Origin of the sequence: Chitinophaga sp. YR627 (assembly GCF_900114995.1) — a bacterium.
Classification (GTDB): Bacteria; Bacteroidota; Bacteroidia; order Chitinophagales; family Chitinophagaceae; genus Chitinophaga.
Genome location: NZ_FOUX01000001.1, coordinates 116,977 through 134,414 on the forward strand (window position 1 = coordinate 116,977; position 17,438 = coordinate 134,414).

Annotated in this window: 1 protein-coding gene; it reads left to right on the top strand. The window is 47.6% G+C overall.

Annotated elements, in window-relative coordinates:
• Window positions 1-12: 12 nt before the first annotated feature.
• Window positions 13-17,418, top strand: a complete 17,406-nt coding sequence (locus tag BMZ72_RS00400; RefSeq protein ID WP_089804153.1) for an SDR family NAD(P)-dependent oxidoreductase — start codon at window positions 13-15, stop codon at window positions 17,416-17,418.
• Window positions 17,419-17,438 lie beyond the last annotated feature (20 nt).

The window sequence follows — 17,438 nt, forward strand, 5'->3', positions numbered from 1 at the left end:
TCAGCACGCACTATGAAAGATTATATCGAACATATACTCGAAGAGATAAAACACAACCGTCTTAGTAAACAGGAGGGGCTTGAACAGATCCGTCAGTTCAGGAGTAAAGGCACCGTCGTGCAGCAGACTCCGGATGAAGGGCAGCAAACCGGTATGCAGGAATCAACGCTCATGCTGGCGCCTGTATGGGATATCGTTGCTGCTACACAGGATGTTCTGTGGCCTGCCGCAGATACATCTGTTTTACTTATTGGCGGTGATGCCAGCCGGTTTGAATGGATGCGGAAAATTTATCCTTTCTTACAACGACCTGAGCTTTCTGCTACAGATAATGTTGAACAGCTGCTTGTGCAATTGAAGGCCATTGATAAGATCAGTCATATCTGCTGGGTCGCACCGGTTTCTTTTTCAGGTGGTTTGAGTGATGAGCGGCTGATAGATGCGCAGTACGAGGGCGTGCTTTCCTTATTCAGGCTGACAAAAGCTTTGTTGCAGTTAAACTATGCAACGACAGGTATCGGACTGACCATCATAACAGAGCAGGCACTGGAAGTAAATCTGCGTGAAACAAATCATCCGGCTAATGCAGGCGTGCATGGTATCGCCAGTGTGATTGCAAAGGAATATCCGTCCTGGAAGGTGCGACTGCTGGACCTGGAAGAAAATACTGACTGGGAACAGGCGGCTGTATTTAACGTTCCGCCATCGCCTGAGGGAGAGACATTTGCTTATCGCAATACACGCTGGTTTAACAGAAAGTTCGTGCCGTATACAGCTACAGATAGCAGTGATGTAATATACAGGCAAAAAGGCGTTTATGTGGTTATAGGAGGTTCCGGTGGCGTAGGAGAAGTATGGAGTCATTATCTGGCGGATCGGTATGATGCGCAGCTGGTATGGATTGGAAGAAGAAAGGCGGATGAAGATATTCAGACCAGGCTGGAAAAATTTAAGAAAAAAAGACCTTATTATATCAGTGCGGATGCCAGTGACAGCAACGCACTGAAGGATGCATTGCAGGATGCCCAAAGGCAATTTGGTGCCGTTCACGGTATCGTACATTCCGCCCTGGAAGTGGCGGATAAAAGTATTGCCGATCTTAAGGAAGAAGAGTTTCGCCGTGGCGTGAAAGTCAAGGCAGATATAGCTGTTCGTATTGCACAGGCAGTGGAAAATGACAGGCCGGACTTTATACTTTTCTTCTCTTCTATGGCGGCATTTACCCGTGAAGCGGGGCATAGCGTATATGCTTCCGCCTGTACATTTAAAGATGCATTTGCGCTTCAATTAGCTAAGAGTACCGGTATAACTGTCAAGGTGATGAACTGGGGATATTGGGGCGATATTGGCGCCGGTGGGCAGGTGCCAGCTTCTTTCAGGGCAAGATTGAGTAAAGCGGGCATAGGATCGATTACGGCAGAAGATGGTATGAAGTCTCTGGACAGTCTGATGGCTGCAAATATCAGCCAGATAGGTCTGACCAAAGTAAATACAAACTTCAGTATGCCACAGCTGCTGCCTCAGACCAGTGTGACAGCCTATACAACGAGGAGTGCTCCTGTAATTGATCGTCTGCAACAATCGGCTCGCTGGGATCAGGCGTTGGTGGATCGTATGTACAGCGAGGTAGAGGACCCTATGAATGCTATGGGTAAGTTGTTGTGTCATCTGCTGTTCGGGCAGTTACAATCGCTTGGATTCTTTCACGGCGCTATTGAGGATGTGTCAGAACAGCGTGTGGTTTCAGGAGTATTACCCATCTATTACCGTTGGCTGGAAGAGAGCTTACTGGTGTTGTCACGTCATGATTTTGTACGCCTGACGGATAACGTCTGGTATGTGACAGACTATTCACCAGTTGACATGGATGCTGTCTGGGGAGAATGGGACAGCAGGAAAGAAGCGTGGCTTAGTAATCCCCATATTAAAGCCAAAGTTGTATTGCTGGAAGTGTCATTAAAGGCTTTGCCTGAAGTGCTGACCGGCAGGAAACAATCTACGCAGATCATGTTCCCTAATTCCTCTATGAAACTGGTGGAAGGGATCTATAAATATAATCTCGTGGCGGACTACTTCAATGAAGTACTCGCTGATACTGTAGTGGATTATCTCAATACACGTATAAAGGATGATCCGGCAGTGCGTATCCGTATCATCGAAATCGGTGCGGGTACGGGAGGTACCAGTGCAATGGTATTTAAAAAACTGGCAGGTTACCATCAGCATGTTGCGGAATATTGTTATACAGATCTTTCAAGGGCATTTCTTATGCATGCTGACAGGGAATTTGGAGCAGAGAATCCGTTCCTGACCTACCGCATATTTGATGCGGGTAAACCGCCCGCTATGCAGGATGTACCGGTGGAAACCTATGATCTGGTAGTTGCAACGAACGTATTACACGCAACAAAAAATATCCGTGAGACCTTAAGAAATACCAAGGCGCTATTAAAGAAGAACGGCCTGGTATTATTGAATGAACTGAGCAGTAACAATATGGTCAATCATCTGGCCTTTAGTTTACTGGAAGGCTGGTGGCTCAGTGAAGATGAGGAATTACGTATACCGGGATGTCCGGGTCTGTTCCCGCATCAATGGCAGGAGGTACTGGAAAACGAAGGGTTTGATCATGTTATATTCCCGGCTGAAGGAACACATACGCTGGGGCAGCAGATCGTGGTGGCACAAAGCAATGGCGTGGTAAGACAGGCGATGGCAACAGAACAACCGGTTACGGAAATTACAAGGGAAACCGCCCAGGCAGCTCCACAGGCAAAACCAGTGGAAGTAGTTTCCTCATCCGTAGCTAATGATCAGCAAAGAGAAGACAAAGTTAAAGCTGCTATTATAGACAAGCTGACTATTTCCCTGAAAATAGACAGGAAACAGATCAATGCAAATGCACCCTTTGCTGATTATGGCCTGGATTCTATTACAGGGGTACATTTTATAGAATTACTGAATCAGGAGCTGGCGATCAGTTTAAGTACGACCACTTTATTTGATCACAGTTCTGTGAATCAGCTGACCAGCTATTTATTAGAGACCTATCCTTCATTGGTACATACTGGTCAGATGACGGAGGTTCCGGTTACGGTCGCTGAAAAAACAGCTGTAGCGATTGCAGCAGCTACGGAACAGACAGGAAAAGAGGGGATTGCTGAGAAAGAAGCGATCGCGGTCATTGGTATCAGCGGCCGGTTCCCAGGTGCTGATAATGTAGATGAATTGTGGGAGCACCTGGCAGCAGGTAACGACCTGGTGGGATCAGTGAAACGTTGGGATCTGTCTTCCTTTTTCCCGGATGGACGCTATTGTGACAAGGGCGGTTTTCTTGATGATATAACACGCTTTGATCCGGATTTCTTTGGCATTTCCGGATTGGAAGCGACATATATGGATCCCCAGCATCGTATTTTCCTTGAGGAGACCTGGAAGGCGCTGGAAGATGCCGGTTATGCGGGAGCGGATATGGAGGGTAAGACCTGCGGTATCTATGTGGGTTGTCATGCCGGAGATTACCAGGATCTGTTTAGCGGACATGAACCGGCACAGGCCATGTGGGGCAATGCCAGTTCAGTAGTCCCTGCACGTATTGCTTATTTTCTGAACCTGAAAGGACCGGCAATCTCGGTAGATACGGCTTGTTCCAGTTCGCTGATGTCAATACATCTGGCCTGTCAGGGGCTATGGACCGGAGAAACACAGATGGCGATAGCCGGGGGCATATTTGTACAGAGTACGCCTAAGTTCTATGTGTTTGCCAACCGGGCGGAAATGTTATCCCCTACGGGGCATTGTCACACTTTCGATGAAGCGGCAGATGGTTTTGTGCCTGGTGAAGGTGTGGGTGTTGTTATACTGAAACGCTTAAGTGAGGCATTGGCGGCCGGAGACCATATTTACGGTGTAATAGCAGGATCGGGTATTAACCAGGATGGTACGACCAATGGTATTACTGCGCCAAGTGCAATATCCCAGGAACGACTGGTTTCAGATGTATATACTTCTTTTGGTATAGACGCTGCTTCCGTGCAGATGATCGAGGCACATGGAACGGGTACCCGTTTAGGAGATCCGATTGAGTTCGAAGCAATAACAAGGGCTTTCAGAAAACAAACTAATCTTAGCGGATATTGCAGCATAGGCTCTATTAAAACCAATATAGGACACACTTCTGCAGCGGCAGGCGTGGCTGGGCTAATAAAGGTATTACTCTCGCTGAAGCATAAAAAGATACCGGCTTCTCTGTATTACAAGCAGGGTAATCCGCGTATCAATTTTAATGACAGTCCGTTTTATGTAAATACAGTACTAAGACCATGGGATATAAATGCCGGCAAAAAACGCATGGCGGCTGTAAGTTCCTTTGGTTTTAGCGGCACGAATGCGCATCTGGTCATAGCAGAGGCGCCTGATGCAACTGTGAGCAGCATACAACAGCCAGCATATCTGGTGGTATTGTCAGCCAGATCGGCGGAGCAACTCCGTCAGCAGGCGGATATGCTGGCTATTGCTATCGGAACACACCAGTATCAAACAGCGGCTATCAGTTATACGCTGCTGAACGGAAGGAGACACCTGACGCATAGACTGGCTTGTGTTGTAACAGATAGTGCTGAGCTGAAGCGCTTACTTGAACAGTGGCTGGAAAAAGGAAAAGTTGCCGGTATATACACAGGCATAGTAGCTGATGGAGAGGAAGGTAGCCAGACTGCGCTAAAGCAATATGGTAATGAGTGCATTGCTTTTTGTCGTAGTTCACCCGCAAAACAGGAATTCCGGGAGAAACTGGTAGTTGTCGCGGAATTATTCACACAGGGCTATCAGTTGAAATACGGGAGTCTGCTGGAGAATGGTCATCGTATATCACTACCATCTTATCCGTTTGTTAAAGAGCAGTATTGGTTACCCGATACAGCACCACAATCTGGAACAACATCATTAAACGGTGTCTTGCATCCTATGCTGCACCGTAATATATCCAGTCTGTCATTCACACGTTATGAATCCACTTTTACAGGAAAGGAATTTTTCCTATCAGATCATGTTGTCAACGGAAAACATATCCTGCCTGGTGTCGCCTACCTGGAAATGGCCAGAGAAGCAGTAGCGCAGGCGCTCACGGATCATGGAGGGCCACTGCCTGATGTACGCCTGCAAAATATTACCTGGTTACAACCTTTTGCTGTGAATGGTCATCCGGAATCTTTACAGGTACGGCTGCAGCAGTTACAGGATACACAGGTATCTTTTGAGATATTCAGTAAGAATGGGAATACGGAGTTTGTGCATAGTCAGGGTCAGGCGGTTCCTGTTGCTAAACCAGTGTTGCCTGCACAGTCTATAGAAGCCATAAAAGCCGCTTGTCATCTCTATCAGTTATCGGGTGAGCAGTGTTACCTTGCATTCACCGCAATGGGTCTTGCTTACGGACCTGCCCACAAATGCATAGAAGAAGTATTTGTAGGACGTGACAAGGTGCTGGCCAGATTGGTTGTGCCGGAAGTTATCGCCACTACCAGTGATGCTTATACCTTTCATCCGGCCCTGCTGGATGCTGCTTTACAGGCAGCCATGGCATTGAATACAGATCTGAGGGAACCTTCCCGTATTGCACCGGATAGTTTGGCCCTGCCGTTTATATTACAGGAAGCTGAGGTCGTTGAAAAAATAACGACACCGGTCCTGTGGGTAATTGCCCGTAATAGTGCAGAGAGCAGGCCTGGTGAACAAATTGTAAAACTGGACGTAGACGTCTGCGATGCAACGGGCCGTACGCTGGTGAGATTACGCGGTTTTTCGGCCAAAATACCACAACGTCATTCAGGTGTAGCCGTGAATAGTCCGGCGACAGTGGCTGACCAAACATCATATACATCATTGTTAACGCCTGTATGGAATGAGCTGCTGCACTGGACGCCTGTGAACAGTCACCTGTCTAAAGCAGCTACTGTTGCAATAGCAGGTGGTACGGATGCAGCCGTCGCCCAGGTACGCGCACACTTCCCACAAAGCAGCATATTGGCTATCAGACCTGAAGAAACGGTAAATGCCATTGTGGAAAGGTTAAATGGTTTTGGTCCTGTTGATCATCTGGTATGGATAGCCCCATATACGCATTTTGAGACGATTACAGACAGTGGCATTATCAGCACGCAACAAACTACTGTCCTGGCATTATTCCGGCTTATAAAGGCTTTATTAGCTGTAGGATATGGCATAAGAGAACTGCAATGGACGATTATCACAGTAAAGGCGCAGGCAATTAATAAACATGATCATATACAGGCAGCAGCCGCAGGAATACACGGGCTGGCCGGATCTATGGCAAAAGAATATGGAAACTGGGCCGTCAGGATTGTTGACGTGGATGACCAGTACCATCTGCCTGTAGGGGATCTATTCTCTTTACCTGCGGATAAAGCAGGCGATGCTTACGCATTTCGTCAGGGTGCCTGGTATCAGCAACGATTACTGTCTATTCCTCCAACCAGGAATGACGCCCCCGTATATCGGCAGGGTGGCGTATATGTCGTAATTGGAGGCGCGAGCGGTATAGGTAAAGCCTGGAGCGAGCATCTGGTAAGCGCATATCAGGCGCAGATCGTCTGGATAGGAAGACGTCCGGAAGATACGGCTATACAGGCGGCAATATCAGTACTGAAGGCTGCAGGTAAGGCCCCTGTATATATACAGGCTGATGCCACCAATGAAACATCTCTTGCAGCTGCCTGTCGTGAAACAGAACAGCGCTTTGGACGCATACATGGCATTGTACATTCAGCCATCGTTTTGCAGGATAGAGGTTTAGCGAGTATGGAGGAGACACAGTTCATGGCGGGATTGTCGCCAAAGGTGGATGTCTGCGTGAACATAGCGAAAGTATTCAGACATGTACATCCTGATTTTGTATTGTTCTTCTCTGGTATTATGTCCTTTATCAAAGCAGCAGGACAAAGTAATTATGCGGCAGGTTGTACATTCAAAGATGCGTTTGCGCATCAGCTGGCAACAGAATGGCCGGTGAGTGTAAAGGTGATGAACTGGGGATATTGGGGTACACTGGGGATTGTTGCTTCCAAAGAGTACCAGGACCGGATGACGGCAGCGGGTATTCTTTCTATCAGTCCGGAAGAAGGTATGAGGGCATTGGACACATTAATGACCGGATCCTTCGGACAGATCGCTTTTGCAAAGACAACCCAGGCTGTACCGCTGATAGCTATGCTGCCATCTGAAAAAGTAGCGATTTATAATAATACGATCCCTTCATTAATAGGTGCTTTGGGTAATGCTGCACAACAGACCAATGCCGAAAGCGATACATTATATAATGCTGTACTGAGCGAATTGTCAGACAGAGCCGCATTACTTTTTGGCGCTGTTGCGGATGGAGTAGATCCTGATGCACCCTTAACAGAGTATGGTTTTGATGAATTGGCGCTTGCAGGTGTACTTAATCACCTGAATGAGCGTTACGGTTTGCAGTTGGTGCCGTCTATGTTTGCCGAAAATATCACTTTCAGACAGGCGGCTACACAGGTGGCAGGTCTTCGTCCAGGTACATCGGCAATTGCTGCTGCTTATGAAGAGAAAGCAGATCGTATACGAAGGACGGTATTACCGCATATGCAGGAAATGGATGCTATGCTGGCGAAGGTGCTCTGGAGTATACTGGGAAGTATGGGACTGTGGCGTGAGCAAGTGGTAACGGTTGATAGTCTGCTGTCAGGGACTACAATACGTCCCGGCTTCCGCAGATGGCTCGAGGAGAGTCTGGAGGCACTGGTAAGAAAAGGATATCTGCTTGCAGAAAAAACGGGTTACACTGTGCAACAGACATTTTCATCTGCTCCCGATGTAGTATGGTCCGAATGGCATCAGCAAAAAACAGCATGGCTTAATAATCCGTCTTTACAGGCCCGTGTAAAACTGCTGGAGGAAACACTAAAAGTATTACCAGAGATATTGACGGGTGAGATAGCAGCTACCAGTGTTCTTTTCCCGGGATCTTCCATGGAAAGGGTAGAAGGCATCTATAAACACAATCTGGTATCTGAATATTTTAATGAAGTACTGAGCGCTACGCTGCTTGAATACCTGCGACTCAGGAAGGAGCAGGACCCTGCTATGAAAGTCCGCATTCTGGAAGCTGGCGCAGGTACAGGAGGCACGAGTTATACAGTGCTTCATCAGTTAGCTCCTTATAAGGCGCATATTGCCGAGTATTGTTATACGGATGTGTCAAAGGCATTCTTACAGTTTGCAGAGCAAACTTATGGCCCTTCATTCCCTTATCTTACCTATCAGCTTTTTGATGTTGAAAAGCCCATTGAGGAACAAGGGATACCGGCAGGTGCGTTTGATATCGTTATTTCAGCAAATGCCCTGCATGCTACGCATAATATCCGGCAAACGCTGCGGAATATTAAGGCAGGCATGAAAAAGAACGGTTTGTTACTGCTGAATGAAATGTGTGTAAATCCGTTATTCCCGCACCTGACATTTGGTTTACTGGACGGATGGTGGCTGTATGAAGATCCTGCACTACGTATGCCGGGATGTCCGGGACTATCACCTGCATCCTGGAAACGTGTGATGGAAGAGACGGGACTGGATCCGGTAGTATTTCCTGTAGCAGCAGCAGCCGATCTTGATTTTCAAATTATCGTGGCAGAAAGTGATGGGGTTGTAAGACAACCGGAACAACAGCGAACATCAGTAGTAGTTACGCCAACGGTGGCGCCGCCTCTTGCTATGCGAAACGAGGCGCCGCAGCCAGCACCTAAGCCTTTACAGCAGGTGACAGCGGTAGCCACGGGTGTTACAGATCAGATGATAGAAGAGCATATACGCATGGTTCTCCACGAAAGTATCGCAACGGTGCTGATGATCAAAGAAGACAGGATACTGGATGAAAGAAGTTTCTCAGAATATGGCATTGATTCCATTATCGCAGTAAAGCTCATTAACCTGATCAATAAGGAATGTGGTGTGACGCTGCAAACGACCGTGTTGTTTGACTACAATAACGTCAATCAGCTGTTACGCCATATTATCGATAAGTTCAAACCTGCACTTGTAAGGGCATTATCTGCAGCGGTAATTACCGATGTGCCAGCTGCAGCGATCCCCGCTGAAGTACCGGAGCAGACTATCATTGCCCCGCCCGTATATACCAATGTCCCGGAGCTTTCGTTGAGAGTAACACCATTAGCTGAAATACCAGCAGCAGCTATGGGAACCTATCACCGGGTATTGCTGGAAAGACCGGGAGGGATAGAAGAATTACAGATTGTGGCGGCAGACGTATCTGCACCTGCGCCAGATGAAGTACAGATCAGCGTACGCAGTTTCTCATTAAATTTTGCAGATCTGTTATGTCTGCGTGGGCTTTATCCTGGTATGCCGCCATATCCTTTTACCCCTGGTGTGGAAGCCAGCGGCGTGATCGTAAATGTAGGCAGTAATGTAAAAGCATTCCGGAAAGGAGATGAGGTGATTGCTACGATAGCAGAGACAATGGGCGGACAGGCAACGCTCATTACCTGTCAGCAGAAGGATGTTTTCCTGAAACCGGCATCGCTGTCATTTGAGGAAGCTGCTGCTTTGCCGGCAGTAGCTATGACGGCGATCGATACACTGCATAAAGCAGGATTGAAGAAAGGGGAGCGCATTCTGATACAGACCGCTACAGGTGGTACAGGACTGATGTTAGTGCAGCTGGCATTACATTACGGCGCGGAGATTTACGCAACGGCGGGTTCACAGCATAAGCTGGACTATCTGCGTCAGCTGGGTGTACAACATGTTATTAATTACCGGGAGAATGACTTTCAGCAGGAACTGATGCGTATGACAGGTGGTCAGGGCGTACATGTTGTGGTGAATACCCTAAGCGGAGACGCCATGCAGAAAGGTATGCAATGCCTGGCTCCGGGAGGAAGATATGTAGAGCTGGCGATGATGGCGTTGAAATCTGCCAGAAATATCGATCTTTCCATCTTCAGTAATAATCAGGCATTCTATAGTGTAGACGTCAGGAAGCTGGGTATGCTCGACCATACGTTGATCACGTCATATCGTAAAGAGATGCTGGCAATGGTAGAGAAAGGCGTATTGCGGCCAACTATCTGTAAGCAGTTTTCACTGGAGTCTTTATCCGCTGCTTATGCATTTCTTGATCAGCGGGAAAACATCGGTAAGGTAGTAGTGGGTATTCCCGCGGCTTATCAATATCGGGCAGGACTAGACCATGTGGCGGTATCCGGTAGACAGACTACGGTACCTGTACAGACTGGATTTGCAAAAGAAGATATCGCCGTCATTGGTGTCAGCGGAAGATTTCCGCAATCAGACAATATACACGAGTTATGGGAACATCTGAAAGAAGGACATGATCTCACCGAGGAAGTGAATCGCTGGGACCTGGAAAGTTATTATGCCAATGATCCCGAAAAGGCTTATTGTAAGCGTGGTGGCTTCCTGAAAGATATTGCGTCGTTTGATCCGCTCTTTTTCAATATATCAGGAGCTGAGGCTACTTATATGGATCCACAGCAGCGTATTTTCCTGGAAGAAGCCTGGCGAGCGCTGGAGGATGCCGGATATGCAGGTAAGATAGTTGATGGGGCATCCTGTGGTGTATATGTAGGTTGTCATGTCGGTGATTACCATCATCTGTTTGATGAGCGTGAACAACCGGCACAGGCGATGTGGGGGAATGCTGGTTCGGTGATCCCGGCGCGTATCGCTTACTATCTGAATCTGAAAGGACCGGCTATTGCAGTGGATACGGCCTGCTCAAGTTCGCTGGTGTCTATCCATCTTGCCTGTCAGGGTTTATGGAGCAATGAAACCTCAATGGCGCTTGCTGGTGGCGTTTTTATACAATCAACACCATGGTTTTATCTCTCTGCGAATAAAGCGGAAATGTTATCACCAACAGGATACTGTCATACGTTTGATCAGCAGGCAGACGGTTTTGTACCCGGAGAAGGCGCAGGTGTGGTTGTATTAAAAAGGCTATCGGATGCATTAGCCGCGGGAGATCACATTTATGGTGTGATCAAAGGTTCTGCCATTAACCAGGATGGTACTACAAATGGGTTGACAGCACCAAGCGCCTTATCACAGGAACAGCTGGAAGCAAAGGTCTACAGTAGTTTTGATATCAATCCCGCTGAGATACAACTTGTAGAGGCGCATGGCACAGGCACACGCCTGGGCGACCCGATAGAATATGACGCGTTGACCAGAGCGTTTGCACGTTTCACGGATGAAAAACAGTTCTGTGCAATAGGCTCTATTAAATCAAATATGGGACATGCCGCAGCTGCCGCAGGCGTAAGTGGTCTTGTCAAACTATTACTTTCTCTTCGCTATAAACAAATACCGCCATCATTACACTTCCATGATGGTAATACGAATATTGCGTTTACGGATAGTCCATTTTATGTAAATACAACGCTGCGTGACTGGCCGCAGCCAGTTCATCATAAAAGAATGGCCGCCATCAGTTCCTTTGGCTTTAGCGGTACCAATGCACATCTTATACTGGAAGAGGCACCGGCGGTAGTCAGGACACATGCCGCATTACCGGGTTATCTCTTTGTACTATCTGCCAGAACGGATAAACAACTGAAGGCGCAGGTAAGTCAATTGTTAGCGCATTTGAGCCAGGATCCGGATGCAGATGCCGGTAATATCAGTTACACATTATTGCTTGGCAGAAAGCATTTATTACATCGCATTGCCTGTGTGGCGCGTACTACGCGTGAGTTGGTCAATATGTTGAAAAAGTACCTGGAAAAGGGTAAAGCGCCGCAATTATATACTGCTGTGCTGACGGAGGGTGAATTCAGGGAACAGGCAGCACTTAGAAAGTATGGTAATGAGTGCTTACGACAGCTTGGTCAGACGGATAATCCAACCGATTATTTAGAAAGACTGTTTTCTGTCGGAGAGTTATTTATACAGGGTTATAACCTGGAGTATGAGGCATTGTTTACGGGAGGCGAATATGGCAGGGTGCCGTTGCCGGTATATCCTTTCGAAAAGGAAATATATTGGGTGGAAGAATCCGTGCGTCCCCGTGTTATAGAGACACAACTGCATCCATTGCTGCATCGTTATGCCCCGGTAGCCGGATCACAACAATTCATTACTGTATTTCGTGGTAGTGAATACTTCTTTACCGGGCATGTTATACAACAGAAAACGATCCTGCCGGGTGTAGCTTATCTTGAAATGGCCAGGGCTGCGATTATGCATGTATTGCCGCCATTGCCGGCAGGTGCCGTACTTCAACTGAAAGATGTGGTGTTGTCGCAACCGCTCATCGCGGAAGATCGTACACTGACCGTACATACCCGTTTGGCAGAAGACGGTGCGGGAGACAGCACCTTTGAGATCAGTAGTATCAGTGCCGATGGGCAGACTATCCTGCATTGCAGCGGACGACTGTCAGTACAAACCAATTTGCAGTTCCCTTCCCGTAATCTTTCTGCGGTGGCAGCATCATGTAATGTTGGTGTGGTATCGGGAGAACAATTGTATGCGCTTTTCGCGGGTAAGGAAAGTGTATACGGGCCTTTGTTCCAGGCGGTACAGCATGTACTTACGGGCAGAGGTATTTCACTTGCCACTATTCAATTACCATCTTCATTACTTTATAAACCGGGAGAATATCAGTTGCATCCGGTAGTTATGGATGCTGCTTTACAGAGCACATTGGCACTGTCTCCTGATGATGCTCAGTATTCCGCACTGCCGTTCTTATTTGAGGAAGTAACCGTATTGCGGAGCTGTGAGCCAAATATGAAAGCCGTTGTGACGGAGACGTCAGGGGCAGGTAATGCAAAGGTGCGTAGTTTCTCCATCGAATTATATAATGAGCAGGAACAACTCTGTGTACTGGTGCGTAACCTGCACATACGTATGCTGGCATTGACGCCTGCTGTAGTGAATGAAACGGTTTACTTTCTGCCGCAATGGCGTCAGGCAGTCTTATCTGACAGCGGTACCGTCGTTGCCGACCGTCAGTTAGTGGTATATGGCCGTCATCTGGCAGACAGATGGTCTGCTGCCGCTAAGGTAAAAGTGATAGAAGATCTGTCAGGAACACCGGAGGCCCGATTTACGCAGGCAAGTCTGGCCCTGTTGCATATTCTTCGCGATATGCTGGGTATGAAAAAACATCATCAGCAATTATTGCAGGTAGTCATCTCTCAGCAGGATGCGGCGCTACTGATGGCGGGTTTTTCCGCTATGTTGAAAACGGCGCATCAGGAAAAGCCAGCATTGCTTTGTCAGCTGATCGTCGTGGAGGAGGGAACAGAACCTGAACAGTTAGTTCTACAGAATGGCGCTGATCTGGAAGAACAATTGATAAAGTATGAGAACGGACAGCGTTATGTAGCTGGCTTTACCCGGATTGATAGTACTTCTTTAGATGACCGTATGCCCTGGCGACAAAATGGTACCTACCTGATTACCGGTGGCGCAGGCGGACTGGGTCGCATCTTTGCAAATGAGATCGCACGAAAGGTTGCTGGCGCGCGGATCATTCTTACAGGCAGAAGTGCGCAGGATGTAAGGCAGCAGGAGTTGTTGCATGCACTGGAAGAGTCGGGCGTAAAAGCCGTTTATCAACAGATGGACGTCAGCAATGAAGCAGCAGTACAACAGGTGGTAGCCGATATCCTTCGTGAGAATGGGGCATTACATGGTGTTATCCATTGTGCCGGGATTACAGCCGATGATTTCATTATTCGCAAGGAAGACACTTCGTTTGAGCGTGTATTAGCACCGAAAGTAAATGGCCTGGTAGGGCTGGATAAGGTCACAAAAGATCTTGCTCTTGATTTCTTTGTAGTAAGTTCTTCCATGGCAGGTGTATTGGGCAACACTGGTCAGGTAGACTATGCGGCTGCGAATGCCTTCATGGATGCATATATCGCCAGTCGTCAGCAACTGGTAGCATCCGGTCAGCGCCACGGACGAAGTGTTTCCATTAACTGGTCCCTGTGGGAAGAGGGTGGTATGCGCCCTGACCACATTTCGGAAAATATCATAAAAGAAACGACTGGTATGCTGGCGCTTGATCGTCAGCAGGGGATCAGCGCATTTTATAAGGCATTGAACAGTGGTTTGCCGCAGGTCATGGTAGTTGCGGGTAATGGTCAGCGATTGGTCGAGGCTATCAGTCATACTGTGAAAAAAACAGTACCGGATGAAAAGAAAAGTACTGTTGCCGGAACCTCGCATGAAAAAGCAGTTGCTTTACTGAAGCAACGCTTGTCCGCCGTACTGAAGATACCGGCTGCACAGATAGAAACGAATGCGCAGCTGGAGAAGTATGGTATTGACTCCGTAATGGTAGTGACGCTGACCAATGCGCTGGAGCAAACATTTGGTCTTCTCCCTAAAACCCTCTTCTTTGAATATCAGACTATCGCACAACTGGCAGGATATTTCCAGGAAGCTTTCCCCGAAAAGATCGCTGAATTAACTGGTGGTGGCGGTACGCGTAGTGAGCACAGGGAATCCGTCCTTCCTTCTGCTATACAAGCGAAGATGCCGGTAATACAGCAACAACAGGCAAAAGCGTCTCCACAACAACAGCTGGAGGATGTAGCCATTATTGGCCTTGCCGGCCGTTATCCTGGTGCTGCCGATATCAATGCATTCTGGGAGAATCTTCGTGCCGGTAAGGATACTGTTACAGAAGTGCCATCAGAAAGATGGGCGCATCAGTTGTTCTTTGATCCGGCAAAAGGGAAGGCCGGAAAGACATATACAAAATGGGGCGGATTTATTGATGGCGTGGATGAATTTGACCCGCGCTTCTTTAATATCTCACCACGTGAGGCGGTGATGATTGATCCACAGGAGCGCTTATTTCTACAATGTGTATATAACACCATGGAGGATGCGGGTTATACAAGGCAGTCACTAGCTGCCGCCGGAAATGTAGGGGTGTTTGCCGGTGTGATGTACCTGGAATATCAATTGTATGGACTACAGGAAACGATGGCAGGGCGTCCTGTTGCGATGTCAGGCAGTGCATCTTCCATCGCCAACAGGGTATCTTACTTCTGTAATTTCCATGGGCCCAGTCTGGCTGTAGATACGATGTGTTCGTCTTCATTGACGGCACTTCACCTGGCCTGTCACAGTTTACAACGTGGAGAATGTGCAGTAGCTATCGCAGGTGGCGTGAATGTATCTATTCACCCGAATAAATACCTGATGCTCGGACAAGGTGGTTTTGCTTCAAGTAAAGGACGATGTGAGAGCTTTGGAGAAGGTGGTGATGGTTATGTGCCTGGTGAAGGTGTGGGTGCTGTGTTGCTGAAGCCATTGTCCCGTGCCGTAGCAGACGGTGACCATATTTACGGTGTTATCCGTGGCAGTGCTATTAATCATGGTGGTAAGACAAATGGTTATACCGTACCTAATCCACAGGCGCAGGCGACCCTGATCAGCACCGCATTGCGTAATGCAGGCATCGATGCGCGGACGATCAGCTATATAGAAGCACATGGCACAGGTACTTCTTTAGGGGATCCTATTGAAATAGCCGGATTGACGAAGAGTTTCCGTGAGTATGGTAATGACGTACAATACTGCGCTATCGGGTCTGCAAAATCAAATATCGGACATTGTGAAAGTGCGGCGGGTATTGCAGGTATCAGTAAAATATTGTTACAGCTAAAGCACCGTGAACTGGCGCCTTCTTTACATACAGCACAATTAAATCCTAATATAGATTTCGCTTCAAGTCCATTTCAAGTCCAGGTCAGGTCCGGGAAATGGGAACGACCAGTAGTGACAATAGATGGGGTAACACGACAATATCCTTTACGTGCGGGCCTATCGGCTTTTGGTGCTGGTGGCTCCAATGCACATATACTGATAGAGGAGTATGTGGCTGTGAATGAAGGTCCATCTTACATTGATGGGCCATTTGTGATCGTATTATCAACCAAGGACGAAGCTCGTCTGAACGAGTTAGTTTCCCGGTTACTGGCCAGTGTACGTCAGGGTGTTTATACAGACGCCGATCTGGCGTCTATCGCCTATACATTGCAAGTTGGCAGAGAGGCAATGGATGAGCGTCTGGGCTTGATTGTGCATAGTCTCGCCGAACTGGAATCATTATTGTCAGCCGGAGCCGCAGCTATCTATCGTAGTGAAGGGGCGACGCAGGCAGCGGTGCTGTCTGGATTACTGGGAGATGAAGAGGTGAATGCTTTAACTGATAAGTGGTTAAGGGACAGGAATTATGATAAACTGCTTCGTTACTGGGTGAAAGGTGGAACGGTGAACTGGGAGTTATTATATCAAGGGGCTCATCCGCAGCGTATCAGTTTACCGGTATATCCTTTCGCAAAAGAAAAATACTGGATCGTAAAACCGGAACATGTTGATCAATTAACGCTTTCACTTACGCAGCAAGGACATAAAAATCTTGTAAATCAGGATCAACCGGCAACAGTAAAAGCCCCGGTTGTAAGCAAAGAAGAGAACGACCACAGGATTGACCTGACGCCTTTGTCTGTTGTTGATGAGATAATACCAACCGGTCCAACATCAGTGACACAGTCTATTGAATTGACGTCTGAGCCTGTTCCTTTACCAGAAGAACGTGTGCCTGAGACATCGATTATATCAGTGGTAGCGGAAAATAGCTTAGTTACAATAGAAGAAACATTGAGGAAATCACTTGCTCTGGCACTGGGGCTTGAAGAAAGTGAGATACTGGCGGATAAGAATTTTATCGACCTGGGACTGGATTCGATCATGGGGGTAGAATGGATAAAGTCAATTAATACTGCCTTTGGTATAGAACTGGGCGCTGCAAGATTATACGACTATCCGGAGTTAAGAAAGTTGGCAGCATTTATCAGGGCAGAACAGCAAAAGTCAGGCAGTACGACGAGTGCACAACAGGAAATTCCGGCAGCAGCTATCCCTGTAGTAAAGCCTGCTTTACAAACTCCCGCACAACCTTCATCCGGATCTGCGATCATCACAGCGCCTTCCGTAAATATCCTGAAGGAAGAACTGACCAGGAGCCTGGCAGGGGCATTGAGTCTGCTGCCTGGAGAGATCAGTCCGGACAGGAATTTTGTTGACATGGGACTTGATTCCATTATAGGCGTAGAATGGATACATCAGATAAATGCCCGCTATGGTACAGCCGTTATTGTAACGAAGATATATGACCATGCTACTATTAATGAATTCGCGAAGTTCCTGTCATCAGAAATGACGAATATCAGTACATATGAGCCCGTACAGTCTTTGCAGCAGGAATTTTCGCTGGATGATGTGGTGCGACAGGTAGAAAAAGGAGAGATGGATGCAGAAGCCGCTAATCTTTTACTGGCCGTACTATCCAAACAATAATATTTCAATATATCACTCAT

Coding starts and splice junctions, on each gene's coding strand:
- BMZ72_RS00400 (WP_089804153.1), top strand. CDS start 13: ATGAAAGATTATATCGAACATATACTCGAAGAGATAAAACACAACCGT.